This window comes from Dietzia natronolimnaea (assembly GCF_002289575.1).
Taxonomy (GTDB): Bacteria; Actinomycetota; Actinomycetes; order Mycobacteriales; family Mycobacteriaceae; genus Dietzia; species Dietzia natronolimnaea_A.
This window is the reverse complement of the sequence record NZ_NTGA01000023.1, coordinates 49,708-74,841: the sequence shown is the minus strand read 5'-3', so window position 1 is coordinate 74,841 and position 25,134 is coordinate 49,708. Positions and strand designations below refer to the sequence as shown.

At 69.3% G+C, this 25,134-nt stretch carries 26 protein-coding genes and 1 tRNA gene; 8 read left to right on the top strand and 19 right to left on the bottom strand.

What is annotated here, in order from left to right:
* Position 1: 1 nt before the first annotated feature.
* From purD to CEY15_RS19010, 3 genes are read right to left on the bottom strand one after another with little or no spacing between them, the layout of a single operon-like run.
* Positions 2-1,261: a phosphoribosylamine--glycine ligase gene (gene purD, locus CEY15_RS13410; RefSeq protein ID WP_095718872.1), complete on the bottom strand. Its 1,260-nt coding sequence runs from the start codon at positions 1,259-1,261 to the stop codon at positions 2-4.
* Between the two features lie 50 nt (positions 1,262-1,311).
* Entirely contained in the window at positions 1,312-1,887 is a 576-nt protein-coding gene (locus CEY15_RS13405) for a TetR/AcrR family transcriptional regulator (RefSeq protein WP_245847617.1), read from the bottom strand.
* Positions 1,881-2,015: a hypothetical protein gene (locus CEY15_RS19010; RefSeq protein ID WP_281254070.1), complete on the bottom strand. Its 135-nt coding sequence runs from the start codon at positions 2,013-2,015 to the stop codon at positions 1,881-1,883. Before CEY15_RS19010 ends, CEY15_RS13405 begins: the two co-directional genes overlap by 7 nt.
* Positions 2,016-2,143: 128 nt before the next feature.
* Between CEY15_RS19010 and CEY15_RS13400 the strand changes: the two genes are divergently transcribed.
* Positions 2,144-2,572, top strand: a complete 429-nt coding sequence (locus CEY15_RS13400) for an HIT family protein (protein ID WP_095718871.1) — start codon at positions 2,144-2,146, stop codon at positions 2,570-2,572.
* A 45-nt stretch (positions 2,573-2,617) separates the two neighbouring features.
* Here CEY15_RS13400 and CEY15_RS13395 read toward each other — a convergent pair whose 3' ends face one another.
* The 3 genes from CEY15_RS13395 to CEY15_RS13385 form a co-directional block, all read right to left on the bottom strand.
* The gene (locus tag CEY15_RS13395; protein ID WP_017835307.1) at positions 2,618-3,007 is read right to left on the bottom strand and encodes a nuclear transport factor 2 family protein; all 390 of its coding nucleotides are present in this window, start codon (positions 3,005-3,007) and stop codon (positions 2,618-2,620) included.
* A gap of 21 nt (positions 3,008-3,028) precedes the next feature.
* The gene (locus CEY15_RS13390) at positions 3,029-3,436 is read right to left on the bottom strand and encodes a nuclear transport factor 2 family protein (protein WP_095718870.1); all 408 of its coding nucleotides are present in this window, start codon (positions 3,434-3,436) and stop codon (positions 3,029-3,031) included.
* A 90-nt stretch (positions 3,437-3,526) separates the two neighbouring features.
* Positions 3,527-3,599: transfer RNA gene (locus CEY15_RS13385), tRNA-Thr, on the bottom strand.
* Between the two features lie 125 nt (positions 3,600-3,724).
* On the opposite strand from CEY15_RS13385, the gene CEY15_RS13380 reads away from it, so the two are divergent.
* The 3 genes from CEY15_RS13380 to CEY15_RS13370 all read left to right on the top strand — a co-directional run bounded on the left by CEY15_RS13380 (position 3,725) and on the right by CEY15_RS13370 (position 6,847).
* Complete coding sequence (locus tag CEY15_RS13380) at positions 3,725-5,107, top strand: threonine/serine ThrE exporter family protein (protein WP_017835322.1); 1,383 nt, start codon at positions 3,725-3,727, stop codon at positions 5,105-5,107.
* A 70-nt stretch (positions 5,108-5,177) separates the two neighbouring features.
* Positions 5,178-5,366, top strand: coding sequence for a hypothetical protein (locus CEY15_RS13375; protein WP_017835323.1), 189 nt, complete (start codon positions 5,178-5,180; stop codon positions 5,364-5,366).
* A 32-nt stretch (positions 5,367-5,398) separates the two neighbouring features.
* Complete coding sequence (locus CEY15_RS13370) at positions 5,399-6,847, top strand: alpha,alpha-trehalose-phosphate synthase (UDP-forming) (RefSeq protein ID WP_017835324.1); 1,449 nt, start codon at positions 5,399-5,401, stop codon at positions 6,845-6,847.
* A 35-nt stretch (positions 6,848-6,882) separates the two neighbouring features.
* On the opposite strand, the gene CEY15_RS13365 is transcribed toward CEY15_RS13370, so the two are convergent.
* The 11 genes from CEY15_RS13365 to CEY15_RS13310 form a co-directional block, all read right to left on the bottom strand.
* Positions 6,883-7,659 carry a hypothetical protein gene (locus tag CEY15_RS13365; protein ID WP_095718869.1) on the bottom strand — a complete coding sequence of 259 codons (777 nt, stop codon included), beginning with the start codon at positions 7,657-7,659 and terminating at the stop codon, positions 6,883-6,885.
* On the bottom strand, positions 7,656-8,198 hold the full coding sequence (locus CEY15_RS13360; protein ID WP_095718868.1) for a hypothetical protein: 543 nt from the start codon (positions 8,196-8,198) through the stop codon (positions 7,656-7,658). The genes CEY15_RS13365 and CEY15_RS13360 overlap by 4 nt, the downstream gene beginning before the upstream one ends.
* Entirely contained in the window at positions 8,198-9,616 is a 1,419-nt protein-coding gene (locus CEY15_RS13355; RefSeq protein WP_095718867.1) for an MCE family protein, read from the bottom strand. Before CEY15_RS13355 ends, CEY15_RS13360 begins: the two co-directional genes overlap by 1 nt.
* The gene (locus CEY15_RS13350; protein ID WP_095718866.1) at positions 9,613-10,821 is read right to left on the bottom strand and encodes an MCE family protein; all 1,209 of its coding nucleotides are present in this window, start codon (positions 10,819-10,821) and stop codon (positions 9,613-9,615) included. The genes CEY15_RS13355 and CEY15_RS13350 overlap by 4 nt, the downstream gene beginning before the upstream one ends.
* The gene (locus CEY15_RS13345) at positions 10,822-12,087 is read right to left on the bottom strand and encodes an MCE family protein (RefSeq protein ID WP_095718865.1); all 1,266 of its coding nucleotides are present in this window, start codon (positions 12,085-12,087) and stop codon (positions 10,822-10,824) included.
* Entirely contained in the window at positions 12,084-13,232 is a 1,149-nt protein-coding gene (locus CEY15_RS13340) for an MCE family protein (RefSeq protein ID WP_095718864.1), read from the bottom strand. Before CEY15_RS13340 ends, CEY15_RS13345 begins: the two co-directional genes overlap by 4 nt.
* Positions 13,225-14,280 carry an MCE family protein gene (locus CEY15_RS13335; RefSeq protein WP_095718863.1) on the bottom strand — a complete coding sequence of 352 codons (1,056 nt, stop codon included), beginning with the start codon at positions 14,278-14,280 and terminating at the stop codon, positions 13,225-13,227. Before CEY15_RS13335 ends, CEY15_RS13340 begins: the two co-directional genes overlap by 8 nt.
* Positions 14,277-15,032: an MCE family protein gene (locus CEY15_RS13330; protein ID WP_245847619.1), complete on the bottom strand. Its 756-nt coding sequence runs from the start codon at positions 15,030-15,032 to the stop codon at positions 14,277-14,279. The genes CEY15_RS13335 and CEY15_RS13330 overlap by 4 nt, the downstream gene beginning before the upstream one ends.
* Positions 15,033-15,269: 237 nt before the next feature.
* The gene (locus CEY15_RS13320) at positions 15,270-16,034 is read right to left on the bottom strand and encodes an MlaE family ABC transporter permease (RefSeq protein WP_095718862.1); all 765 of its coding nucleotides are present in this window, start codon (positions 16,032-16,034) and stop codon (positions 15,270-15,272) included.
* Positions 16,035-16,267: 233 nt separating this feature from the next.
* Positions 16,268-17,197, bottom strand: coding sequence for a 3-oxoacyl-ACP reductase (locus CEY15_RS13315; protein ID WP_095718861.1), 930 nt, complete (start codon positions 17,195-17,197; stop codon positions 16,268-16,270).
* Positions 17,194-17,388 carry a ferredoxin gene (locus tag CEY15_RS13310; protein ID WP_031264415.1) on the bottom strand — a complete coding sequence of 65 codons (195 nt, stop codon included), beginning with the start codon at positions 17,386-17,388 and terminating at the stop codon, positions 17,194-17,196. The genes CEY15_RS13315 and CEY15_RS13310 overlap by 4 nt, the downstream gene beginning before the upstream one ends.
* Before the next feature lie 108 nt (positions 17,389-17,496).
* On the opposite strand from CEY15_RS13310, the gene CEY15_RS13305 reads away from it, so the two are divergent.
* The 4 genes from CEY15_RS13305 to trhA are packed head-to-tail and all read left to right on the top strand — an operon-like array spanning position 17,497 to position 22,232.
* Positions 17,497-18,747 (top strand): acyl-CoA dehydrogenase family protein, encoded by a 1,251-nt coding sequence (locus tag CEY15_RS13305; protein WP_095718860.1) that lies wholly within the window; start codon positions 17,497-17,499, stop codon positions 18,745-18,747.
* 1 nt (position 18,748) lies between these two features.
* Complete coding sequence (locus tag CEY15_RS13300; protein WP_095718859.1) at positions 18,749-19,828, top strand: acyl-CoA dehydrogenase family protein; 1,080 nt, start codon at positions 18,749-18,751, stop codon at positions 19,826-19,828.
* On the top strand, positions 19,825-21,495 hold the full coding sequence (locus CEY15_RS13295; RefSeq protein WP_095718858.1) for an AMP-binding protein: 1,671 nt from the start codon (positions 19,825-19,827) through the stop codon (positions 21,493-21,495). Before CEY15_RS13300 ends, CEY15_RS13295 begins: the two co-directional genes overlap by 4 nt.
* 20 nt (positions 21,496-21,515) lie before the next feature.
* Positions 21,516-22,232 carry a PAQR family membrane homeostasis protein TrhA gene (trhA, locus tag CEY15_RS13290; RefSeq protein ID WP_176475113.1) on the top strand — a complete coding sequence of 239 codons (717 nt, stop codon included), beginning with the start codon at positions 21,516-21,518 and terminating at the stop codon, positions 22,230-22,232.
* A 111-nt stretch (positions 22,233-22,343) separates the two neighbouring features.
* Here trhA and CEY15_RS13285 read toward each other — a convergent pair whose 3' ends face one another.
* Both CEY15_RS13285 and CEY15_RS13280 read right to left on the bottom strand, forming a co-directional pair.
* Entirely contained in the window at positions 22,344-23,450 is a 1,107-nt protein-coding gene (locus tag CEY15_RS13285) for an NAD(P)H-dependent flavin oxidoreductase (protein WP_176475118.1), read from the bottom strand.
* 2 nt (positions 23,451-23,452) lie between these two features.
* Positions 23,453-25,090, bottom strand: a complete 1,638-nt coding sequence (locus tag CEY15_RS13280) for an acyl-CoA synthetase (protein ID WP_095718855.1) — start codon at positions 25,088-25,090, stop codon at positions 23,453-23,455.
* Positions 25,091-25,134: the final 44 nt, after the last annotated feature.

Genomic DNA, 25,134 nt, shown 5'->3' with positions numbered 1-25,134 from the left:
GTCATCCCGCCGGGATGCTGATGCGCCCCTCCTCGGCCGCCAGGCCGATGTCGCGACGGAAGTGGCCCCCGCCCAGCTCGACCCCGTCGAGGATCCGGTAGGCCTCCGCCCGCGCGGCGGCCAGGTCGGGTCCCGTACCGACGACGGACAGGACCCGCCCCCCGGCGGAGACCAGTCGTCCGTCCGCGTCCCGCGCGGTCCCCGCGTGGAAGACCCCCGGCTGTTCGGCTCCCTCGAGCACATCCCCCCGGCGCGGCGCGGACGGGTAGTTCTCCGCGGCCAACACGACCGTCACGGCGGCACCGTCGCGCCACACCAGCGGCGGCAGCTCCGCGAGACGCCCCGTGGCCACCGAGTGCAGGACCTCGCCCAGCGGCGACTCCAGCAAGGCCAGCACCGCCTGCGTCTCGGGATCACCGAAGCGGCAGTTGAACTCCACCACCTCGGGCCCCGACGTGGTGATGGCCAACCCGGCGTACAGGAGGCCCGAGAACCCGCACCCCCGCGCCACCATCTCGCGGGCGACGGGCTCGCAGACCTCCGAGACGATGCGATCGACCATTCCCGGCGGCAACCAGGGCAGGGGGGTGTAGGCACCCATCCCGCCGGTGTTCGGGCCGCGGTCCCCCTCGCCGACCCGCTTGTGGTCCTGGGCGGGCAGGAGCGGGACAACCGTCTCCCCGTCCACCAGGCAGAACAACGAGACCTCCGGGCCGTCGAGGAACGACTCGAGAAGCACCGGGTGGCCGTCGTCCAGGCAGGCGAGCGCGTGGGCGTGCGCGGCGGCGCGATCGGTGGTGACCACCACGCCCTTGCCCGCCGCCAGGCCGTCGTCCTTGACCACCCAGGTGGGACCGAACCGGTCCAGCGCCTCGTCGAGGTCGGCGGGCGAGTCGACGACCTCCGCGCGCGCCGTCCGTACCCCCGCCGCGGCCATGACGTCCTTGGCGAACGCCTTGGAACCCTCGATCCGGGCGGCGTCGGACGACGGGCCGAACACCGGGACGCCGGCTGAGCGCAGGGCGTCGCCCACCCCCGCCACCAGCGGGACCTCCGGGCCGATCACGACCAGGTCCACCTCGAGCCGGCGGGCCAGCGCGGTGACGGCCGCGGGATCCGTCACCGCGGTGTCGTGGCACGTGGCCTGAACCATGCCGGGGTTGCCCGGCGCGGCGTGGAGCTCCGTCACCGCGGGATCCGCGGCGAGGGCGACGAGCAGGGCGTGCTCACGGGCACCGGAACCGATCACGAGAATTCGCACAGCGCCCACACTAGTCGCGGCCCCGCTCCGACGTGGCCCCGGTACTGCGGTTACCCGGGGAGTTCGGTCGCGATCCCGTCCGGCAACTCGGCCTGCTCGCGAAGGGCGAGTCCCTCCGGGGTGAGCATGTCCGTCATACAGAGGTCGATCGTGCGGGCCGTCGCGTGGTCCGCATCCGGGGACCCCATCGGCGCGAGTCCGAACATCGCATGCGTACAGAGGCCGCCGATACCGGCCCAGAGCACCTGATGGTCGCTGACCTGGGTTCCCGGCCGGAAGGTCCCGGCCGCGATCCCTCGATCGACGATCGCCTGCATGACGGCGAGGACCTCCGCCGCGGCGAGTGCGACGCCCGGCGACCCTCCCACGGTCTCCACCATCAACCGCGCCCAGGCGGGCTCCGCGACGGCGAACTGCACGACCGCGATCCCCGCGTTGCGCAGATCCACGTAGGCGGCGAGCCCCGGGGCGGAGTCCGCGCCGACGACCCCGGGCAGACTCACACACTCACCCAGCGCGTCGAACCCGCGGGAGGAGACCTCCTCGACCAACTGCTGCCTGTTGGTGAAGTGGCGGTAGGCGGCGGTGGCCGACACGCCGATGACCGGGGCGATCTCCCTCAACACGATCGCCTTCTCCCCGACGACCGCGCCCGCGAGATGGCCTCGTTGATGATGGCGTTACGCAGGTCACCGTGGTGGTAGGACTTCTTCTTCACGGCGTCGTCCGCAGTCCGTGCCGATACCTCGATCATCTGCCCGTCCCTCCGCCATCCTCCGAGGACCCTGCGCCGCTCGTTCTCCGGGTGGCCTACCCGCCATTACACCACGAGAAGCCCTACGAGAACCGCAAGCAGCCGCCCCTGATACGTACGCTGAGAACATGTCGTCCGTATTCAGCAAGATTATCTCCGGCGAACTGCCCGGAAGGTTCGTCTGGGAGGACCCCGAGGTGGTGGCGTTCCTCACCATCGCGCCCGTCGCGGCCGGTCACACCCTCATCGTCCCGAGGGAGGAGATCGACAGGTGGACCGACCTGGAACCCCGACTTCTGGCGCGACTCAACGAGGTCGCCCAGGCGGTCGGCAAGGCGGTCGTGGAGGGTTTCGGGGCGTCGCGAGCCGGGTACCTCATCGCGGGGTTCGAGGTACCGCACACCCACATCCACGTCTTCCCCGCCGAGGACATGTCCGTCTTCGACCTGTCGCGGGCGGACCCCGACACCCCTGCAGAGGTCTCGGACGCGGCGGCCGCCACGATCCGTCGCGCGCTGCGGGACCTCGGCCACGGGGAGTTCGTGCCTTCGGACTGACCGGGCCAGGCGGACAGGGTCAGTGCCCGAGGTCAGTGCCCGAGGTCAGTGCCCGAGCGCGCGCGCCAACTCGCTCATGTCCAGGTAGTCGATCCATTCCCGGACCAGGCCGTCGCGCACCGTCAAGAACGCGCCCGCGCCGAGTTCGATGGCCTGCCCGTCGACGTCGAGGAACATGGTTCTGCTCATCGCGACGGTGTCACCCGAGACCATGATCCGGTGGATCTCGACACGGACGTTGGTGGCGACCTCATGGTTGAACTCGATGAGGTTCGCCAGTCCCTCGCGGCCGTGCGCCTCATAGGACCCCTCGATCCGCATCACGATGTCGGGCGCGCAGAGCGAGGTCGCGGTGGTCACATCCCCACGGAACCTGGACTCGACGAGGGCCCTGGCCACGACGGCGGGGTCGTCGCGGCGCCCATCCTGGCCCATCGGACCGCCTCCGTTCACCGTCTACTCCGTGATCGCGTTCAGCGTGCGCAGGTCCTTGTAGTCCTCCCAGCGCGTGACCAGCCCTTCCTCGACATCGACGAAGGCCAGTGCCGGGATCTCCACTCCCCCCTGGGGCAGGGTGTAGGTCTCGAGTCGCCGGAGGGCGACAGTCCCGGGTTCCGCCACCACCGACTGGACGGTCACATGGATGAACCCGGCCAGGCGCGCGACGTCCTCGATCATGTCGCGGATGCCGTCGTGCCCCTCGTAACGACTGAGGTGCCCGCCGTTGGTGTAGATGATCGTCGGGGCGGAGAGCTTCAGTGCGGCGGCCTCGTCACATGCCGCGACCGCGCGCATCCACGCTTCCGCGACACGCCGTTCGGGATCCACGATCCCGGTTCGGGAGCCCTCGCTCTCGCTGCACACGAGTCACACCCTACCCAGAAGCCTGAGAAACCTGAACCAACGTCCTACGAACGTGGGGCACCCTCGCCGCGCTCCGCTGGGCGAGGTGAGAGCTGGAGACGAGACTTGAACTCGCAACCGCCCGATTACAAGTCGGGTGCGCTACCAATTGCGCCACTCCAGCACGGACCCGGCTCAGCCGGGGTCCGGCACACATCCTAGCCGGATCCCGGCTCGTTCCCCCGACCGCTCCGCCGTGCCCTCGACCACTGTGCCCTCGACCGCCCCGGACTTGACTACGGTGTCCACGTGGAGATCCGCGACGCCGCTGCACCGTTCACCCGCCCGTTGGCGTGGCTGGGTCTGCGCAAGTCCACGATGGACCTGGCGGTCGAACCGCCGCTGTCGCCGATGGCGCCGGTGGACCTGGACGACGACGGCGCCGTCACCGACGTGCTCAATCTCGCCCTGGAGATCGCGGGCATCCTGCTCTCCTCCGGAGAGGGCGCGGCGGACACGGTCGCCCAGGGGGAATCGGTCGCGGCCGCGTTCGGCCTCCCGGGCGCCACCGTCGAGGTCACCTTCACCTCGCTGACCATCGGCGTCAACCGGCGTCGCGGCCGACCACCCATCTCCGTCATCCGGGTCGTCGACTACCGCACCATCGACATGACGAGGGTGACCCGTGTCGCCCGCCTCATCGACCTCATCGTGCGGCGCCAGTTGACCGTCGAACAGGCGACGGCAGAGGTCGAGCAGATCATCGCCTCACCCCACCCGCACACCTTCCGCGTCGCGGTCCTGGGCTGGGCGATGCTCGGCTTCGCCGTCGTCATCCAGCTGGGGGGCAGCCCGCTGGCCGGTCTCCTGTCGATGGTGTCGACGTTCGCCCTGATGTACGCCAACAGGTATCTCGACGGCCACCGCCTGCCGAAGTTCTTCCAGCAGATCGTGGGCGGGTTCATCGCCGCCGCCTGGGCCCTGTTGGCCTACGTGATCCTGAGCGACGACTTCGTGGACATCCAACCGTCCGCCCTCGTCGCCGCGGGGATCATCGTGCTGCTCGCCGGGCTCACGCTCGTCGGTGCGATCGAGGACGCCATCACCGGATTCCCCGTCACGTCGGCAGGCCGTGGCGTGGAGACGATGATCCTCACGGGAGGGATACTCGGCGGCATCACCATCGCCCTGGCGGTGTTCGGACGCCTGGGCTTCTCCCCACCCCCCATCGATCCGACGATCTCCGGCAACGCGCCGCTCTTCCTTACCGTCTTCGCCGCGGGCGTCGGGGCTGCAGGTTTCGCCGTGGCCAGTTACGCGACCGTCCGCGCGACGTGGCTGGCCGCGACCGTCGGGGCCGTCGGGATGCTCATCTTCCAGGTCGTCATCACGACCGGGTTGGGTGTGGTGGTGGGATCGGCTCTCGCGGCCTGTGCGATGGGGCTCTTCGGAGGCATCCTCGCCCGCATCGCGACCGTCCCGCCCCTCATCGTGACCATCGCCGGGATCACGCCCCTCCTGCCCGGGCTCTCGGTCTACCGGGGACTGTCCGCGCTCACCAGCGATCAGACCGGTATCGGCGTGGGGCTGATGTTCCAGGCACTGGCGATCGCGGTGGCCCTGGCCGCCGGCATCGTCTTCGGCGAGTGGGTCACGCGAAATCTGCGCAGGTCCGCGGCCGCCGACCAGTGACGTACGATGTCACCGGACGCCTGCGCCCATCCGGGCCCGCCGTCCCATAACGACACGGGAGGACACACACATGTCAAGCGCCGCAGCGGCCAGCAAGGAGCCCGAGCTCGACGTCGACCTCGAGCCCGTAGCCGACGAGACCGCGTACCAGGCCCAGAGGATCGTGGCCTCGTACGCCGCCGACGCGGACGAGTGCCTGATGCTGCTCGAGATGCTCGGGATCGGTCCCGAGAAGGTCGACCCGGCCGACGCCGAGTAGACCGCATCACGACGATCAACGGGGGTACGGGGATGACGGGCGCGACCGAGCAGGCGCCGGCCGACGCGGGTGCGGACTTCGTCGTCGTGGCCAACCGGCTCCCCGTCGACCTCGTGCGGGGTAAGGACGGCCAGGAATACTGGAAGGCCAGCCCCGGCGGGCTCGTGACGGCCCTGGAGTCCATCCTCAAGGCCAACCACGGGGCCTGGGTGGGCTGGCCCGGAGTGGCGGACGCCTCCCCCGAGCCGTTCGACGCCGACGGGATCCGGTTGCATTCGGTCACCCTGTCCGCCCGGGACGTCGAGCTCTACTACGAGGGCTTCTCCAACGGCACCCTGTGGCCACTCTTCCACGACGTGGTGGTCCCTCCCGAATACCACCGTGAATGGTGGAACGCATACGTGGCGATCAACCGGCGGTTCGCCGAGGCCACCGCCGCGGCCGCGGCCACCGGCGCCACCGTGTGGGTGCAGGACTACCAGCTGCTCCTGGTCCCCCGCCTGCTGCGCGAGATGCGGCCCGACCTCACCATCGGGTTCTTCCTCCACATCCCTTTCCCGCCGGTCGAGTTGTTCATGCAGCTCCCCTGGCGCTCCGAGATCGTCGAGGGCATGCTCGGCGCGGATCTGGTGGGGTTTCATCTCCCAGGCGGCGCGGACAACTTCCGGATCCTCGCCCACCGGCTCTTCGGCCACCCCTCGGCGCGGCTCCGCTCGACGCGGGGGCGGGCGTCCGAGATCCGGGTGGACGACCGGATGGTGCGGGTGGGGGCGTTCCCCATCTCGATCGACTCGGCTGCCATCGACGCGGCCGCCCGCGAGCGCGACACCCGGGCCCGAGCGGAACGCCTGCGCAGCGAACTCGGCTCCCCTGAGATCCTGCTGCTGGGCGTCGACCGCCTCGACTACACCAAGGGGATCGACGTCCGGCTCCGCGCCCTGGAGGAGCTGTTCGAGGAGGGGCGTCTCGAGACCGCCGACGTCACCCTGCTCCAGCTCGCCACCCCCAGTCGCGAGAGGGTCGAGCAGTACCAGATCATGCGCTCGCGCATCGAGGAGTCCGTGGGCCGGATCAACGGCAGCTTCGGCGAGATCGGACACCCTGTGGTGACCTACATCCACCGACCCGTACCCAAGTCCGAGCTCACGGCGTTCTACGTGGCCGCGGACGTCATGCTGGTCACCCCCGTGCGGGACGGGATGAACCTGGTGGCCAAGGAGTACGTCGCCTCCTGCACGGACGGTGAGGGCGCGCTCGTGCTGAGCGAGTTCACCGGCGCCGCCGCCGAACTACGGCAGGCCTATCTGTGCAATCCGCACGACCTGGAGGGCGTCAAGGACGCCATCATGGCGGCCGTCACCGAAACGGAGTACGACCGCCGTCGACGCATGCGGGCGCTGCGCCGGCAGGTGTTGGGCAACGACGTCCACGCGTGGGCACGGCGGTTCTTCGAGACGCTCGACGCCACCTCCGACGAGTAGTCGCACTCAACTCCGACGAGTAGTCGGCGCGCCGCTCACAGCGCCTCCAGCTCACCCAGCTTCCACGTACCGTCAACGCGCTCCATCGACAGACTGAGTCGCGATGCGGAACTGGCCGCCTCGGGATCCTCCCTGGTCGACACCATCCGGTTGAGCATCACCAGTACCGTCACGCTGTCGGCATCCACGACCTCCTGCGGGGCGGCCGCCGCCACGGTCGCGTACACACTGGCCTCCTGCTGTTTGGCCGCGGAGGCCACGGCGGGCATGGATTGCTCGACGAACTCCGTCAGCGCGGGATCGGTGAGTCGCTCGCGGACCGCCGCCAGTTCGGCGTCGACCGTCCGGTGATCGTAGGTGAACATCTGGGTCGCGATCTCGCGCGCCGCGTCCGTCGCCGCGCGGGGGGCGTCCGCGATCTGCTGTTCGGTGGCCGCTTCACCCCTCGCCTCGACGTATTGCCAGGTCGACAGACCGGTGACGACGAGGAGGACCACGGACACCGCGGCCAGGGCGGTGGTCAGCCTGCGCTGACGGGTGGGATCGAGTGGTTCCCGCGACGAGACCGGTGGCGCGGGGGGCGCCGATCCGTCACCAGTGGCCGCCCCGGAACCGCCGTCGGACTCCGCCGCAACCTCGGCCGAACCGGTGCGCGGCATCGCCTCCATTCCCTCGAACAGCCCCCCTGCACGGGCCGCTTCCAGTGCGCGCTCGCGCGCGGCGTCGGCCTTGCGCTGGGCCCGGGCCGCGCGCTCGGCTTCCCGCTGCGCACGCCGGGCGGAGCGGACATCGGGCACGTCGCTGTCGCTCACGGGATGAAGTTCACCCCCGAGACCTTCATCTCGCCGTCATCGTGTCGGTTGACCGTCACCCGGACGCGGTACTGCCGGTCCTGGTCCTCCTGTGACCTCGGGTTGCCGATGGTCTGGTCGATCGCCATGATCACCTCTGCACGCTCGGGGGTGGACTGTTCGACCGCGGCGGCGGAGACCACGCCGTCAGCGACAACGGCTGTGGTCTCGACGACCTCCTCGTAGGAGTCCCGGCGCGGGGTGAACTGCTCGGAGAAGTCTCCCTCGATCATCTCGACGATCCGGTCCACGTCCTCGGTCAGGGTCTCCTGACGGATGGTCATGAGCCGGGTCATCACGTCCGAGGCGAAGTCGCGATAAGACGCGTCCAGTTCGCTCGCGGAGGCCCGGTCGGCGCGGATCGAGGCAGCCTTGCCGCGCTCGGACAACCACAACCCCGAGGACACGAGGGCCGCCACCAGGCACAGGGCCGCCACGACGGACGTGACCGCCAGCCAGCTCCGTCCACCCTCGGTGGGGGTGTCGTCCGGCTGTGGCACTAGATCACTCCGTTCGTCATGATGTCGGCGAGGTCGGCGTCCGCGGCCAGTCTGCTCCCGGTTCCCAGGTTCAGTTGACGATACGTCTTGCCGTCCGCGCCCAGATACTCGCCCGTCGAGGGGTCGTACATCGCCGCGGAGGTCCGGATCTCCCGCTCACCGGTGCCCGACGAGGGCACGACGTTCCACCCGTTGGGGTTGTTGCCGGGCGGACCGACCTCGCTGGTGTCGGGCGGGTTGTGCCCCTCCGGCCGGTAGTCGCCGGCCGCGCATTCCGCCGGCGAGGCGCCGCGGCGGCCCGGGTACTCCATGCAGGGGAGGTTGCGGGCACCACGGACGACCATCTGCGAGTCCTGCGGCACCTTGCAGTAGATGCCGTTGATCTGGGGCGGCACCGACAGGTCGGCGGGAGAGCGACGGTCGGCGGCGGGGAGGAAGCCGGTCGTGCACGGGGGTGTCTCGTTGATCTGCAGGTTGAAGTCCACCTTGATCTCACCGGTGTCGCGGGCGCCCTCGATCGCGGTGAGGATCGAGGAGACCAGCGCCGGGTAGATCACGAGCAGCTGCTCGATCGAACGGTTGTAGACCACGCCCACCTCGCCGACGCTCATGAGGTTGGCCACGAGCACCGGCATGGTCGGCTGCAGATCGTTGAGCACGCGGGTCGCGCGGGCCAACGAATCGGGTCCCCGCTGGATGATCGAGGTGAGCTGGGGCTCGTTGACCCGGAGTTGGTCCGTCACGTCCGCGAGGTTGCGGGTCCACGCCCGGATGGAGTCGGACGACCGGAGCTGGGAGTCCAGGACGGGCTCGGCGTCCTCGATCAGCTGACGGGTGACGCCGGTGTTGACCCGGGCCTCCTCGAGCAGGAGCTGCGCGGAATCGAGGAACTGCTGCAGGTCCCGCTCGGATCCGTTGAACGCGTCGAAGGACTCGCTGATCACGCGGCGCATCTTGGCGTCGTCGATCGACGCCATGAGCACCGTGGCCTGGTCGAGGACGGGGCCGATGCCCTGCGGCATGTCCACCCGGTCCTCACCGAGCACGGTGCCGTCTCTCATCACTCCCCGCGGCTCGCCCTCGGGAACGAACTCGACGTACTGCTCACCCACCGCCGAGACGCTACGGATCTGCGCCCGGGCGTTCTCGGGAACATCGGACCGGGAATCGAAATGGAGGTCGGCCACGACATGACCGGGCTTGAGGGTCACCGCGTCGACCCGCCCGATCACGTTCCCCAGATAGGAGACGTTGGCGTTCTTGTACAGACCGCCGGTGTCGGGCATCTCCAGCGCGACATCCGTGCGCTGCCACCCGAACGCCGTCGGCAACCTGAGGTAGGCGACCGACATGACGGTCAGCGCGATCACTGTGACCACGGCGAAGATCGCCAGCTGGAATTTGACGAACCGGGTCATCGGGGGGCCTCCTCTGGCGTCGCGTCCGGTCCCGGCTCCTCTGCCAGCAGTTCGGCGAAGGGGTTCTCCTCCGACGGTTCCGGCCGGGGGACGTCGAGCGAGAACGGGTCCACGCTCGCCGGCGGGGTGGGTGCGAGACCCACGTACCCCTCGAGCCCGGCCATCCGGTTGCCGAACTCGGTGCCGAGCAGCAGCGTCTCCGCCAGCCGCGGCATCGAGGCATCCGCGTGGATGTAGAGGTTCGCGTAGTCACCTCGGAGGAAGTTGTCGATACCCGCCTGGGGGAACGGGAACGTGATGAGCACGCTCAGTGCCCGGGTCAGGTCGCGACCGGCGTTGGCCAGTGCATCGAGAACGGGCGTGATGTCGCGGAGGTTGGCCACGAGATTCTGCCCGCCTCCGGCGTCGATCACCTGATTGGCCTTGTTTCCCAGGTCCCCGAGCGAGACCATCGCGGTGGTCAGCTCCTGCTTCTGGTCGTTGATCAGGGCCACCGCCTCCGGCATCTGGGCCAGCGCCCGGGCCAGGGTGTCGGTCTGGTCGTTGATCTGCCGGGAGAGCCGGTCCAACCCGTCCATCGCGGCGATGATGTCCGCACGTTGCGCGTCGAGCCCACTGACGGTCGTCTCCAGCTGCTCGATGACCTCCCGGGTGTCGACCTCCCGACCACCCAGTGCGGCGTTGAACTCCTGCGCGATGGTCTCGAACTGCGCCAGGCCACCGTCGGTGAGCACGACCGACAGCGCCGAGAGCGTCTGCTCGGTGGTCGGGTACACGCCGGCCCTGGCCAGGGGGATCACGTCACCGTCCGAGAGGGTTCCCTGGGGGTCACCGTCCGGCGGCGGGAACAGCTCGAGGTGCTGTGATCCGAGGAGGCTGGTCTGACCGATCTTGGCGTGCGCGTTCGCCGGGAGTCTGACCTCCTCGTTGAGCGACACGGTCACTATCGCGGTGTAGTCCTCGACCCTCATTCCGGTGATCGACCCGACGTTCACGTCGTTGACCCGGACCGGGGAGTTGCGGGTGATGGTGGTGACGTTGGGCATCTCGATGGTGACCTCGTACGCGCCGTCCCCCCGGCCCTGCGCTCCGGGCAGCGGGAGGGAGTTCAGGCCCTCCCACGTGCATCCGGCACCGGTGATCAGGACGGCGGCGCCGAGTGCGCCCGCCGCCAGCAATCGCCCCCGGGGGCGCTCGCCGTTCATCTACGCCCCTCCCGTCACGAGGAGGGTGTCGGTCAGGTTGTCTCCCCTGTTGACCACGTTGACCAACGGATCGGGTCGGGCGGACACCGGCTGGACACCCGGGGGGGTGCTGGTCCCCGGCTTCTGGGAGTCCCAGATCTGCTGGGGTTCGGCGGTCGGTGTGATGGGCGGGCTGACGACCCCGTACGGGTAGTTGGAGGTGAGCGAGTTGAACAGCGGCCCCATGTATTCCGCGCACAACTGCGCGTCGGACTCGGCGGTGTTGTTGGCGAGCCCGGCGATGGCACCGCAGATGAAGTTGGTCGGGTTGGCCATCTGGTTGGTGGACAGCACTCCGGTCAGGACGCCCTGGTAGGGCCGGTAGATGTTGTAGAAGTTCGACATCCCGGTGGGACCCACGTGCAGGACCCCCTCCAGGTCCGCCCGCCTCTCCCGGACCACCTCGGTCGCCTGACCCAGCTTGTCGACAGCGGTGCTCACGCGTTCTCCGTTGTTCTCCAGGAATCGATTGATGTCCGTGACGGCGAGATCGAGGTCCCGCAAGGCGGAGTCGATGTCGTCCGTCTGGTCTCCCAGCACCTGGGACACGCTCGCAAGCCTTCCTCCGAACGACACGATCTGCTCCTCGCTCTGGGACAGCGCGGACACGAACAGCTGGAGGTTCTTCAGCGTCGTGAAGAGGTTCTCCCGCCCGTCCGAGAGCAGCGCCATGGTCTGGGAGACCTCGCTGAGCGCGTCGCGGACCTCGGTGCCGTTGCCGTCGAGCATCGCTTCCGCGGAATCGACGAAGTCACCCAGCGGCCCCGTCTCCTCGTCACCGGTGGGAGAGAGCGCCGAGGACAGCTTCATGAGCTGGTCCTTGACCCCGTCCCATTCGACCGGGATGGCCGTGCGGTCGACGGGAATCGAGCCCCCGTCCGGCATCTCCTCGCCCCCCGTGAAGGCCGGGGTGAGCTGGATGAACCGCTCCGCGACGAGAGACTGCGCCACCAGCAGGGCGTTGGCGTCGGCCGGGACGGACACGTCCTCGTCGACCTTCATCGTGACCTTGGACAACCCGCCTTCGGTGGTGATGTCCGTGATGGTCCCGACGCGCACGCCGAGAACCCGGACCGTGTCGTCGACGTAGACGCCCCGGGTCGATTCGAAGTAGGCGCTGATGACCTTGGACCGCGAGGTGAAGAACCACACCGCGGCAACCACGAGCAGGACGACGACGACGAGGGCCACGATCCTGGCCAGCGTGGTCGAGAGAAGTCGGGTCATCGCGGCAGCCTCTTCTCGCCCCAGCCGGGGAATTCGTCCATCAGTGTCAGGCCCGGGACACCCGGCATGGTCGGCTCGCGGACGAGACCCGGTTCGGGCCGGACCCGGTCGTCGATGAGCGGCATGACATCACGGAGGATCGTCTGCTGGTACTGGCCCAGGGAGAGGTTGGAGACGTAGGCGTTGAACCACGGCCCGGAGGCCACGGCCTCGCTCAACGCGGTGGAGTAGGGGACGATCCGGCGCAGACCCAGGTCGATGTCCTCCCTGTTGCGGATCAGCAGGTCCGACACCTGTTCCAACTTGTCCAGGGCGGGCCCGAGCTGCGCCTCGTTGTCCTGCACGAGTCCGGACAGCTGCCGGGCGAGCTCGTCGATGTTGACGATCAGCTCACTCAACGCCCTTCGACGCAGGTCGAGCTGGGTGAACAGCACGTTGCCGTCCACCATGAGCTGGTTGATCTGCTCGCTGCGCTGCCCGAGCACGTCGGTGGTCCCGGCAGCCTTCTCGAGGAGTTGACGCACGCCTTCGTCGCGTTGGTTGAGGGAGGCGGAGAGTCTGGTGATCCCGTCCAGCGCCCCCCTGATCTCGGGCGAGGATCCCTCCATCGTCTCGGCGATCACCGTCAACGCCTCGTCCACCTTGTCGGTGTCCATCGCCTCGACGGTGTCGCTGAAGTCTCCCAGCGCGGAGGTGAGTGAGTACGGAACGGAGGTCCGCTCGAGAGGGATGGTGTTGTCCGGCAGGTCCCCCCGACCGTCCGAGAACACCCCCAGCGCGCGGCGCCCCAGGATGGAATCCGTCTTGACCTGGACGGAGGTGTCCGCACCGAGCGCGACGTCCGTGTCGATGGCGAAGCGCACCCGGACCCTGTCACCGTCGAGCTCGATGCTGCGGACCGAACCGACGTTCATCCCGGCCACCTGGACCGCATCGCCGGTGTTCAGCCCGGCGGCGTCGGCGACGTACGCCGTGGCGTTGCGCGTCCCGTTGACATAGGGGATCCGGTCGTAGTTCAGCGAGATCGCCATCAGCGCTACGGCGCCCAGGGCACCCCAGGCGCCGATGGCCCTGGGGTCGCGGTCCCGGAAACGCAGCTGGCCCCGTGGAGCCCTGGGAGGGGCGTTGTTCGTGGAGTCACTCATCGGGGAAGGAACACCGTCCCGTCGTCTGCTCGTACTGGGGGAGGTAGACGCTCCGGCCCGTGGCGGGGTTGGTGAGCTGCACTATCACGCCGCAGAGATAGAACTGGAAGAAACTGCCGTAGACCCCCAGGCGACTCATCTTCTCGAAGTCGGACGGCAGCCTGTTCATGACGTTCTCGACGAACGGCTCGTCCTCGTTGATCAGAGTGGCCACGCGATCGAGCTGCGCGATGTCCTCCTTGAGCGCGGGCCGCACGTCGGCCAGGAGGGTCGTCATGTTGGCGCTCGCGTCGTTGAGGCGGCTCACCGACTCGCCGATCGGCTCCGAGTTCGCGGCCAACCCCGAGACGAGTTGCTGCAGGTCGTCGACGATCGAGTCCACGTTCTCCTGATTGTCGGACACCGTGGTGAGTACGCCGTTGAGATTGGCGATCACGTCGCCGATGAGCTGGTCGCGGTCGGCCAGGGTCTGCGTGAGTGACGCCGTCGAGGCGAGCAGGTCCTGGACCGTGCCGGCCTCTCCCTGGAACACCTTGACGATCGACTCCGACAGCTGGTTGACCTGGCCCGGGTCCAGGGCGCGGAACAGCGGGCGGAACCCGCCCAGCAGGGCGTCGAGATCCAGCGCCGGGGAGGTCTGGGAGATCGGCAGGGTGCCGCCCGGGTCGAGCGCGGACTGGTCACCCTCACCCCGCTTGAGCTCCATATACCGGTCACCGGTCAGGTTCTCGTAGCGGACCATCGCCTCGGTGCTCTGGTGCACGATCTGGTTGCCCGCCACCGAGAACTGCACTGCCGCGATGTTCCCGTCCTCCAGTCCGATCCGGTGGACACGGCCCACCTCCACCCCGGCGATGCGCACCTTGTCCCCGGACTCCAGTCCGGACACATCGGCGAACACCGCGTTGTATCTCTCCGTATCGCCGGTGCGGAACTCGCTGAAGACCATGACGAGCCCCGCGAGGATGAGCGCCATGACGGTCGTGAAGATCGACAGCTTGATCAGCGTGGCACGGGCGGAGCGTGCGGACGAGCGCCCGGGGGTCACGGGGTCGCCCCGTCCATACCGAGCATGACCTGCAGCAACGTCGGCGGTGCGGGACGGCCGGGCTCGCTGGGAGGGAGCGGACCGAACAGCGGGGCGGGGCGGGACGTGAACACGTCGGGCATTCCCTCCACAGGATTCGAGCCGGTGTCGGTGACGACGAACGGGGCGTGGACCGAGGGGTCCGGGAACGGCAGGCCGTAGCAGTTGGGCCCGGTGCTGGCGTTCACCTTGGGCAGGTCCTTGGGGTACTCGTACGCCCGCGCCCCCTGCTGGAAACCGGACTTGAACACCAGACCGGGTTGGTCCACCCCGCCGAACGCCGACGTCGCGCCCTCGACGCCCTGGTTGAGCCCGACGATCAGGCAGGTGAGCATCGGGTGGTACTCGGCGAGCAGGCTGGTCGAGGCCCGCATGTCCGCCAGGGTCTTGACCAGCTCGTTACCGTTCTCGGACAACAGCCGCTTGCCCGTCTCGCCGGTGCCGATCGCCGAGAGCAACAGCTGCTCGAAGCGCGCCTGGTTGTTGACGACGTTGGCACCGACGTCCGTACCGGAGTCCAGCAGGCGCATGACGTCAGGGGTCACGTCGGCGTACAGATTGGCCACCCTCGACCCCTTGGCCAGATCCCTCTGCAACGTCTCGATCTGCGGATTGATCTCCTGCAGATAGTCGTTCAGGTCGGTGATGGTGCGTCCCACCTGATCACCGCGCCCGTCGACCGCTCCGGAGATCGCGCCGAGGGTCGCGTTCAGCTTCTCCGGCTCGATCGCGGTGAGCAGGTCGGTGAGGTCCTGGAACAGCGTGTTGACCTGGCGATCTCGGCGATGAGACGCAGGGTCTCCTTGGGGTACTGGGTCAACGCACGGGGGGTGGCCACCAGGGAGCGCCAGAAGAAGAGCGCGACGGCACCGAAGTCGTCGACCCGACCGACGGAATACGTGCGGGCCCGCGATAGCCGAGGGAAGCGCGTGGTCTCGATCACCGCCATCCTATGATCCCAACACCTTGACGCCGACCGCCGTGAGGACGGTGTTGACGACGAACAGGGCCATGAAAGCGAAGACGACGGTCTCGTTGACCGCGCTGCCGACCTCTTTCGGGCCCCCACGGACGTAGAGGCCCTTGTAGCAGGCCACGAGGCCGGCCAGCATCCCGAACATGCCTGCCTTGATCTGCGCCAGGACGAGCTCGCCCAGGCCCGTGAGCAGGGTGATCCCGTCGACGAACGCACCCGGATTCACGCCCTGCAGGAGGACGGAGAACAGGAAACCGCCGAGGATGCCGATCGTGCAGACGAGACCGTTGAGCAGGAGGGCCACGAATGTCGACGCGGCCACGCGTGGGACGACCAGGCGCTTGACGGGGTCGATGCCGAGGACCTCCATGGCATCGATCTCCTCCCGGATGGTCCGGGCACCGAGATCCGCGCAGATCGCGGTGGCTCCGGCCCCGGCGACGATGAGGACGGTGACCATCGGGCCGACCTGGGTCACGGCCCCGAGGGCCGCGCCGGCACCGGAGAGGTCCGCCGCGCCGATCTCGCGGAGCAGGATGTTGAGGGTGAAGCTCACCAGGACCGTGAACGGGATCGCCACGAGGATGGTGGCGACCATGGAGACCCGGGCGATGAACCAGGACTGGTCGACGAACTCCCGGCCCTGCCGCAGGATCGACGGGAACGAGACGAACGTGTCGAGACTCATCGCGACGAAGTCGCCGACTCCCCTGAGCGGCGCGTCGAGAACTCTCGGCATGTCGCCCCCTCCTGTCGCGTGCGGCACCCGCCAACCGCCGATCTGAACAAGTGACCGGTTCGGTGTGACGCCGATTACACAGTAGCTAGAACACGTTCTCATTGGCAAGCGGGATCGACCACCCCCGGAGAGTGCCCCTGCCGGCGTGCCGGGAATCTAACACGCGGGCGCAGCACGACAGAGGTCCCCGACGCGTCTCTCAGCAAACGCATCGGGGACCTCATCAGGTCAGGTCAGAGCGTCATGATCTCCGCCGCCGAGAAGGACTTGCCCTCCGGGCGCCCTGACCAGTGATCGGACACCGCGTCGGCGAACGCCCGGCGGCCCCAGACGCCCCCCTCGGCGTCGAACCGCTTCTCCACGACCGGAGCCTCGACCAGCGCGACCATCCCGCCGTATACCACGAACAGCTGGCCGGTGACTTCGGCGGCCGCCGGGGACGCCAGATAGGACACCAGGTCCGCTACCCGGTCGGGCGACAGCGGGTCGGGCCCCTTCGAGTCGTCCCAGTCCTCGAAGACGCCCTCGGTCATCCCGGTGCGCCCCCGGGGGGCGATCGCGTTGGCCGTGCAGCCGATCCTGGAGAGCACGCGGGAGGCCGAGAGTGTGAGTGCGGTGATCCCCGCTTTCGCGGCGCCGTAGTTGGCCTGACCGGGAGGGCCGAAGAGCCCCGCCTCGGAGGAGGTGTTGACGAGTCGTCCGTAGACCGGCGCGTCGGACTTCTTGCTCTCCCCGCGCCAGTACGCCGCCGCGTTGCGGGTGAGGAGGAAGTGCCCGCGCAGGTGCACCCTGACCACGGCGTCGAAGTCGTCGTCGTCCATGTTGAACAACATCTTGTCCCGGGTGATACCGGCGTTGTTCACCACCACGTGCAGGCCCCCGAGTCGCAGCGCCTCGGCCACCATCGCGTCCGCGGTCTCCCGCTCGGACACGTCGCCCACCACGAGCGCCGCCTTCGCTCCCGCCGCCTCGATGTCGGCGATGACGGCGTCCGTCGCCTCGGACGACCGGATGTCGTTGATCACCACGGCCGCCGCGCCCGAGCGCGCCAGCTCCACGGCTTCCGCGGCTCCCAGTCCGGAACCGGACCCGGTGACGACTGCCACGCGTCCGTCGAGGGAGAGGTCCGTCCCGAGGCCCTCCTGACCCGGACCCGGCGTCACTCCGCGACCTTGAGTGCTGCCATCGGACACTTCTCGACGGCCTTGAGTGCTCGCTTCTGCAACTCCTCGGGGACCTCGTCGACGACCACGCGCACCACCTCGTCGTCGTCGTCCAGCTCGAAGACCTTCGGGGCGAGCCCGACGCACACGGCCTGCCCCTCGCAGCGGTCGGGATCCACGTCAATTCTCATACCCGTCCTCCTTGGCCGGGCCCGCGGCCACTGTGGCCGCGGGCATGATTCGATACTATGTGAGTCACGACACTAGAACGTGTTCCACTCGAGACGAGCTTAGGGCATATGGACATCACCTACACCCCGGACCAACAACGGCTGCGCGGAGATTTGCGCGAGTACTTCTCCGCCCTGATGACCCCCGAACGCCGGGAGGCCTTCACCTCCACCACCGGCGAATACGGCCACGGCAACGCCTACCGCGAGATCGTCGCCGAGATGGGCCGCGACGGCTGGCTCACGTTGGGCTGGCCCGAGGAGTTCGGCGGGCGGAACCGCCCGATGGTGGAACAGTTGATCTTCACCGACGAGGCCGCGATCGCCGGAGTGCCCGTGCCCTTCCTCACCATCAACTCGGTCGCGCCGACGATCATGGCGTTCGGCTCCGAGGAGCAGAAGAGCTACTTCCTGCCCCGGATCAGTCGCGGGGAGCTGCACTTCGGTATCGGCTATTCCGAGCCCGAATCGGGGACCGACCTGGCCTCCCTCAAGACCCGGGCCGTCCGCGAACCCGGGACCGGCCAACACGCGGGGCACGATGTCTACCGCATCAACGGCCAGAAGATGTGGACCTCCCTCGTGGCGTACGCGGACTGGATCTGGCTGGCCGCCCGCACCGATCCGGACGCCAAGCGGCACAAGGGCATCTCGATGATCATGGTGCCCACGGACGCCGAGGGGTTCTCGTGGACCCCGGTGCACACGATGGCCGGCCCGGACACCAGCGCGACGTACTACCAGGACGTGGTGGTGCCCGCCAGCAACCTGGTCGGGCCCGAGCACGGGGGCTGGCCTCTGATGACCAACCAGCTCAACCACGAGCGGGTCGCCCTCACCGCCGCCGGTCCGCTCCAGGCCTCGCTGAGGCAGGTCCTGGAGTGGGCGCGCACCACCCGGTCGAGCGACGTCGGGCTCCCCGGTGGCGGCGACGTGATCGACAACGAATGGGTGCGCAGCCACCTGGCCCGGGTCCACGCGATGGCCGAGTACCTGGCCCTGCGCAACTGGGAGATCGTCTCGGCCGACTCCGCGACGCCCACGCGCATCGCGGCGTCGGCGACGAAGGTGTACGGCACCGAGACCGCGTGCGAGGCATACCGGCTCCTCATGGAGGTGCTGGGCACCGCCGGGGCCCAACGCTCCCACTCCCCCACCACGGCCCTCCACGGCCGCATCGAGAGACTGCACCGGTCCGCGCTGATCCTCACCTTCGGCGGAGGCACCAACGAGGTCCAACGCGACATCATCGCCGCCGCCGGGCTGGGACTCCCCCCGGCGCCCCGCATCGCCCCCGCCACGGCCAGCAAGGAGCGCTGACATGGACTTCCGCGTCGACGACACCACCACCGACCTGACCGCCCTCGTCCGCGACATGGGTGAGCGGCTGGTCACCGACGATTCACTCCGCGAACTCGACGCCCGCTTCGGACCCGGCACGGAGGCCGACAGCGGAGGAGACCGGGCGACCGCGCGGTTCCATGCCCGCTACTGGGAGGAACTGGTCCGCGCCGGCGTGCCCGCCGCCCTCGCCCCGGAGTCGCTCGGCGGCGCCGGGCTCGGCGTCGTGGGCGAGGCCCTGGTCCTGCGCGAGCTGGGCCGCGTGCTCGCGCCCGTTCCGCTCTCCCCCGCGATCCGCGCCGCCCACCTGCTCGACGCCGCCGGCCTGTCCGACCGGGCCGCGACCATCGCCGAGGGCCGCGAGATCGCGGCAGTCGGTGACGGGGCCTCACCCGAGGTCGACTGGGCGCCGATCGCCGACGTGATCGTCCAGACCACGTCGGGCGGCCTCCGGGTGACAGATCGGGCCTCCGTCTCGGTCGAGCGGACCGTGCCCGTCGACTTCTCGTGCGCGGGTCTCGTCTCCGACACCGGGCCGGAGCCCAGCACCCTCGAGCCCAGCCCCCTTGCGGGCACGGCCCTGGAGGTCGACGCCCTGCGCCGGCGGGTCCACCTGGCCGCCTACCAGTGGGGCGTGATCGAGGCCGCCCTGGAACGGACCGCCGCCTACGCGAGCACCCGTCACCAGTTCGGCCGACCCATCGGGTCCTTCCAGGCGGTCGCCGCGCGGTTGGCCGACGGGTCGATCGACGTGGACGCCGTACGGCTGAGCACCCTGCGCGCGGCCTATGAACTCGACGCGTGTAGCGGGCTGCCCGGGGCGCCCGCCCACGCCGCGGTGGCATCCGCCCATTTCTGGGCGTGCGACGCCGGTCACCGCCTCGCCCACACCGCGGTCCACGTCCACGGGGGCGTCGGGCTGGACCGCTCCGAGCCCGCCCACCGCTTCTTCCTCGCGGCCAAGGCCGGGGAGTTCCGTCTGGGCGGGGCCACCCGGCAGCTGATCGACCTGGGCGGGGTGCTCGCCGATCACGGCGACCCCTGGGAGTACTCCGCGTGACCGGGTCCGTGCGGACCATCGCGGACGTCGCGGCCGGGCCGCACGCCTCGGTGGCCCGGGCGGTACACGCTCTTCGCGACGTGCGGGACCGCGGCATCTGGTCCGACGGCGAGTTGACCCCCTGGTCGCAGGCGGTCGACGAGGTGGCGGTGCGGATCGCGGCGCTGCGTGAGGTGCTGGGGTCGTCGTCGTCATCATCATCGACCGGTCCGCTGCCCCATGTCGGGCTCCTGCTGTCCGGGACCCCCGAGTATCTCCATCTGCTCGGTGCGGCCGCGTGCTCGGAGATCGTCGTGGCCGGGCTCAACCCCACCCGCCGCGGCGCGGCCCTGGCCCGCGACGCCGCGCTCGCCGACTGTGCGCTGATCCTCACGGACGCCGACCACGCCGGGTTGCTGGACGATCTGACGATCGACGTGCCGGTGATCTCGGTGGATTCCCCGGAGTGGACCGATCTTCTGGCCCGCCACGCCGGCGCCGAGGCGCCGGACCTGTCCACTGTTCCGGCGGGTCCCGACGACCTGGTCGCCCTGGTCTTCACCTCGGGCACCAGCGGCGACCCCAAGGCCGTCCGGATTACCCAGTCCAAGATCTCGGTTCCGGGGCGCATGTTGGCGGACCGGTTCGGGATCGGCCCCGACGACTGCGTGTACAGCGCCATGCCACTGTTCCACTCCAACGCGGTCATGGTGCCCTGGCCGATCGCCCTCTTCACGGGCTGCTCGATCGCCTTGCGCCGCCGGTTCTCCGCCTCCCACTGGCTCGACGACGTCCGTCGCCACGAGTGCACCTTCGCCAACTACGTCGGTGCGCCGCTGTCCTACATCCTCGCCACGCCGGAGAGACCCGACGACGGCGAGAACCCGATGCGCGTGGTGTACGGCAACGAGGCGCCCGCGCAGGTGCGCCGGGAATTCGCCCGCCGCTTCGGTGTGACCGTGGTGGACGGGTTCGGCTCGAGCGAGGGCGGGGTCTCCGTGTCCCGCACCCCGGACACTCCCGACGCCGCACTCGGGCCGCTTCCGGCCGGTGTGTCGATCATCGACCCCGAGACCGGTGCACCGTGCCCACGCGCCCGGTTCGACGCGGCCGGCGTACTGCTCAACGCCGACGAGGCAATCGGCGAGATGGTCGCCGAAGGACCCGGCCTGTTCGCGGGGTACTACGGCGACCCCGCCGCCGACGCCGAACGCATGCGCGGGGGGCGGTTCCACTCCGGCGATCTGGCCTACGTCGATGACGACGGGTGGATCTACTTCGCGGGACGGTCCGGTGGCTGGATGCGGGTCGACGGGGAGAACCTGGCCGCCGCCCCGATCGAACGCGTCCTGCGCCGACACCCCGACGTCGCCGAGGTGGGCGTGTACGCCGTCCCCGCGGGCGAGGTCCGCGGCCCGGGAACGATCGGAGACGCCGTGGCCGCGGGGGTCGTACTGCGGGACGGCGCGGACCCCGTCGGGATGGCCGCGGGCCTGGGGGAATTCCTCGCCGACCAGTCCGACCTGGGCCCCAAGCAGTGGCCGTCACTGTTGCGGGTGACCACCGCGCTCCCCCGCACCGCGAGCTTCAAGTTCAGGGCCCGCGACCTGACCGAGCGGGGGACGGATCCCGCCGGGGATCTCGTCTGGTCGCGTGCGGACGGTCACAGGACGTTCACGCCCGTGTGAGGTGCCGGTAGGTTCTGCGTGTGAACTCCGCACCGCGCCCGAGGGCCGACAGGGCTGACAGGGCCGACGACATGCCCGGCGATGAGGACTTCGGGGTCCCCGCGCTGCCCGAGAAACCGCTGCTCCGCGGGTGGATCCACGCCGGGACCCTCCCGGTGGCCGTGGTCCTCGGTGTGGTCCTGACCGTCCTGGCGGACGGTGCCGCTCTGAAGTGGGCATGTGCGGTCTTCCTGGCCACGTCGTCGCTGCTCTTCGGGATCTCGGCCCTGTACCACCGTCGGACCTGGGGCCCGAGGGCCACCGCGCTCCTGCGTCGGCTGGACCACTCCAACATCTTCCTGCTCATCGCGGGCACCTACACGCCCATGACGGTCGCCGCGCTCGATCCCCCGGCCAGCACGATCCTGCTGGCGATCGTGTGGTCAGGGGCACTGCTGGGTATCGCGTTCCGCCTGTTCTGGCTGTCGGCGCCCCGGTGGCTGTACGTGGTGCTGTACATCGTCCTCGGGTGGACCGCGGTGTGGTTCGCGGGTGACCTCGTGGAGGCCAACCCCGTGGGGGTCGGCCTCGTCCTCGCCGGCGGTCTCGCCTACACCGGTGGAGCCGTGGTCTACGGGTTCAAGCGCCCGAACCCCGTCCCCGGGGTCTTCGGCTTCCACGAGGTCTTCCACTCCTTCACGGTCCTCGCCTTCGGCTGCCACTGGGCGGCGATGCTGCTGTTCATCACGCAGGCCTGACCACACGAACACAGCCGCCCCCGTCGCAGAACTCTCGCGCGCGCATCAGTACAGGCAAGAGTTCATGGACGGGGGCGGCTGTGCGGGAGGGGGGCGGCTGCGGGAGGGGGATCAGCCCAGGGTGCCGCGCAGGCGCTCCACCGCCGCCTCGTACTCTCTCGCGATCTGGGCCATCGTCTCGGCGACCGGGACGACACCCTCCAGGGAACCGATGATCTGGCCCGCCGGCATGGCCACGACCGACGGATCCTGCGCCTCGGAGATCCGCTGGTGCGCCTCCGCGACGAGGACGTTCTGCAGGGGCATCGGCAGCGGGTTCGGGGCGTCCTCGGCAGCCCACGCCTCGGTCCACTTACTCTTGAGCAGGCGTGCGGGCTTGCCCGAGTAGATGCGGGTCCGGACGGTGTCGGCGCTGGTGGCGGCGACGAGCGCCTCCTGCATGGCCTTCGACCCGCCGTCGTCGCCGTACTCGGCGGCGGTGAGCCAGCGGGACCCCATCCACGCCCCCTCGGCGCCCATCCCGATCGCGGCCGCGACCTGCGAGCCACTTCCGATCCCGCCGGCCGCCAACACGGGGGCGCGGCCATCGAGCGCGGCGACGATCTCCGGCACCAACACGAGCGTCGCGACCTCACCGGTGTGACCACCGGCCTCCCCGCCCTGGGCGATCACGATGTCGACTCCGTTGTCCACGTGCGCGAGCGCGTGTTTCTTGGCGCCGGCGAGTGCCGCGACCTTGATCCCGTTGGCGTGCGCGAGATCCACGATGTGCTTGGGCGGGGACCCGAGCGCGTTGGCGATGAGCACCGGGCGGTGCTTGAGCGACATCTCGACGTGCGCCTCGGCGACCGAGTGCAGCCACCCCAGGACACCGGCGTTGTGCTCGGCGTCGTCGCCGAGGGGCGGCACCCCGAGGTCGTCCAGGACCCAGGACACGAATGCCTTGTGCTCCTCGGGGATCATCGCGGCGATGTCGGACGTACTGCCCTCGGTCGGCACCTTGTTGGGCATGACGATGTCGACACCGTACGGCTTGCCGTCGGTGTTCTCGTCCATCCAGGTCAGTACCTCGTCGAGCTCGGCCGCGTCGTTGTAGCGGACGCATCCGAGGACGCCCATACCGCCGGCGCGGGTCACCGCTGCGGCGACCGCCTTGGACGGGGTGAAGGCGAAGACGGGGTACTCGATCCCGAATGCCTCCGCGAGGGGGGTACGAATGCTCACTTGCTGATCTCCTGGCTGTCGTCTGCGGGGCGGGACGCGGCGATCTCCGCGGCCCATCGGTAGTCGGGTTTGCCCGCGGGATTGCGCTTGACCGAGGTCTCTACCCACAGCGCCCGCGGGCACTTGTAGCGGGCGATCTCACGCCGGGCGTGCTCGTTGAGCTCCTCGATCGGCGGGCACTGACCGTCACGCGTGTGGAGGACGGCGGCGACCTTGTGGCCCATGCGGTCGTCGGGGACGCCGATCACGAGCGCGTCGTACACGTCGGGGTGGGTCTTGAGGGCGGCCTCGACCTCCTCGGGGTGGACCTTCTCCCCTCCCGTGTTGATGGACACCGAACCCCTGCCGAGCATCGTCACGGTGCCGTCTTCCTCGACCCGGGCGTCGTCACCGGGGATCGAGTAGCGCCTGCCGTTGTACGTCTTGAACGTGGCGGCGGTCTTGACCTCGTCCTTGTAGTACCCGACCGGGATGTGCCCGGTGCGGGCGACCTTGCCGACGATGTCGGAACCGGGGGGGACCTCGTTGCCGTCGGCGTCGAGGACCGTGGTCTCGCCGTCGATCTTCACGCGGGGACCCCCGGTGTGGGTCTTGCCCTTCTCCGCCAGGGCGATCCCGGAGAAACCGGTCTCGGAGGACCCGATCGAATCCGAGAGCATGACGTTCGGGAAGGCGTCGATGAACTGGTCCTTGACCGAGGGCGAGAACAGGGCCGCGGAGGACCCGATGTAGAACAACGACGACGAGTCGTACTTCTCCGCGTCCCATGCCTCGATCAGGGGCCGCGCCATCGCGTCTCCCGTGATGAACATGAGATTGATCTTGTGCTCGGTCACGGTCCGCCACACCGTCTCCGCGTCGAACTCCGGGATGAGCACGCTGGTGTGTCCGGCGAACAGGGCCATGAGGATCGCCCACTGGGCGCCGCCGTGGATGAGCGGGGGCAGGGCGGTCCGGACCAACACGCCGCCGTCGACGGCCTTGTTCGCGAGCTCCCACTCGTCGGCGACCTTCTCACCGGTGAGGAAGTCGATGCCTCCGCCGAGGACCATGAACACGTCCTCCTGCCGCCACATCACGCCCTTCGGTGAGCCCGTGGTGCCGCCGGTGTACAGCATGTAGATGTCGTCGTTCGACCGCTCACCGAAGTCCCGCTCGGGTGACTGCGCCGCCAGCGCGTCGTCGTAGTGCGCGACGGAGACCCCGTCCGGCGTCTGCGGGTCGGGGGTGTCGGTGCCGTCCTCGATCACCAGGCAGTGCCGGACCCCCGACGTGTGGGGCAGGGCCTGGGCCAGCACGTCCGAGTACCGGCGCTCGTGGACCACCACGACCGAGTCGGAGTTGTCGAGCAGGTACTCGAGTTCCGCCGGGACGTACCGGTAGTTGACGTTGACCATGACCGCGCGGATCTTGAAGATCGCGACCATGGCCTCGACCGCCTCGATGGTGTTGCGGCTGTACACCGCCACCTTGTCGTCCGGCCCGACGCCGACCGATGTCAGGTGGTGGGCGAGTCTGTTGGCCCTGGCCTCCAGTTCTCTGAAGGTGAACGACCGACCCTCCTGGACCAGCACGACCCGGTCCGGAACGCGGTCAACGCTGTGCTCGACGAGATCTCCGATGGTGTACGCCATACACCCAAACTAGAACGTGTTACCGTCAGCCGTGGGCGAAAGCC

Bases quoted from the DNA above. Each gene is read 5' to 3' on its own strand.
- CEY15_RS19010 (WP_281254070.1), bottom strand. From the start codon at position 2,015: ATGATCGAGGTATCGGCACGGACTGCGGACGACGCCGTGAAGAAGAAG.
- CEY15_RS13400 (WP_095718871.1), top strand. From the start codon at position 2,144: ATGTCGTCCGTATTCAGCAAGATTATCTCCGGCGAACTGCCCGGAAGG.
- CEY15_RS13395 (WP_017835307.1), bottom strand. From the start codon at position 3,007: ATGGGCCAGGATGGGCGCCGCGACGACCCCGCCGTCGTGGCCAGGGCC.
- CEY15_RS13375 (WP_017835323.1), top strand. From the start codon at position 5,178: ATGTCAAGCGCCGCAGCGGCCAGCAAGGAGCCCGAGCTCGACGTCGAC.
- CEY15_RS13370 (WP_017835324.1), top strand. From the start codon at position 5,399: ATGACGGGCGCGACCGAGCAGGCGCCGGCCGACGCGGGTGCGGACTTC.
- CEY15_RS13355 (WP_095718867.1), bottom strand. From the start codon at position 9,616: ATGACCCGGTTCGTCAAATTCCAGCTGGCGATCTTCGCCGTGGTCACA.
- CEY15_RS13350 (WP_095718866.1), bottom strand. From the start codon at position 10,821: ATGAACGGCGAGCGCCCCCGGGGGCGATTGCTGGCGGCGGGCGCACTC.
- CEY15_RS13345 (WP_095718865.1), bottom strand. From the start codon at position 12,087: ATGACCCGACTTCTCTCGACCACGCTGGCCAGGATCGTGGCCCTCGTC.
- CEY15_RS13340 (WP_095718864.1), bottom strand. From the start codon at position 13,232: ATGAGTGACTCCACGAACAACGCCCCTCCCAGGGCTCCACGGGGCCAG.
- CEY15_RS13320 (WP_095718862.1), bottom strand. From the start codon at position 16,034: ATGCCGAGAGTTCTCGACGCGCCGCTCAGGGGAGTCGGCGACTTCGTC.
- CEY15_RS13310 (WP_031264415.1), bottom strand. From the start codon at position 17,388: ATGAGAATTGACGTGGATCCCGACCGCTGCGAGGGGCAGGCCGTGTGC.
- CEY15_RS13305 (WP_095718860.1), top strand. From the start codon at position 17,497: ATGGACATCACCTACACCCCGGACCAACAACGGCTGCGCGGAGATTTG.
- CEY15_RS13300 (WP_095718859.1), top strand. From the start codon at position 18,749: ATGGACTTCCGCGTCGACGACACCACCACCGACCTGACCGCCCTCGTC.
- CEY15_RS13280 (WP_095718855.1), bottom strand. From the start codon at position 25,090: ATGGCGTACACCATCGGAGATCTCGTCGAGCACAGCGTTGACCGCGTT.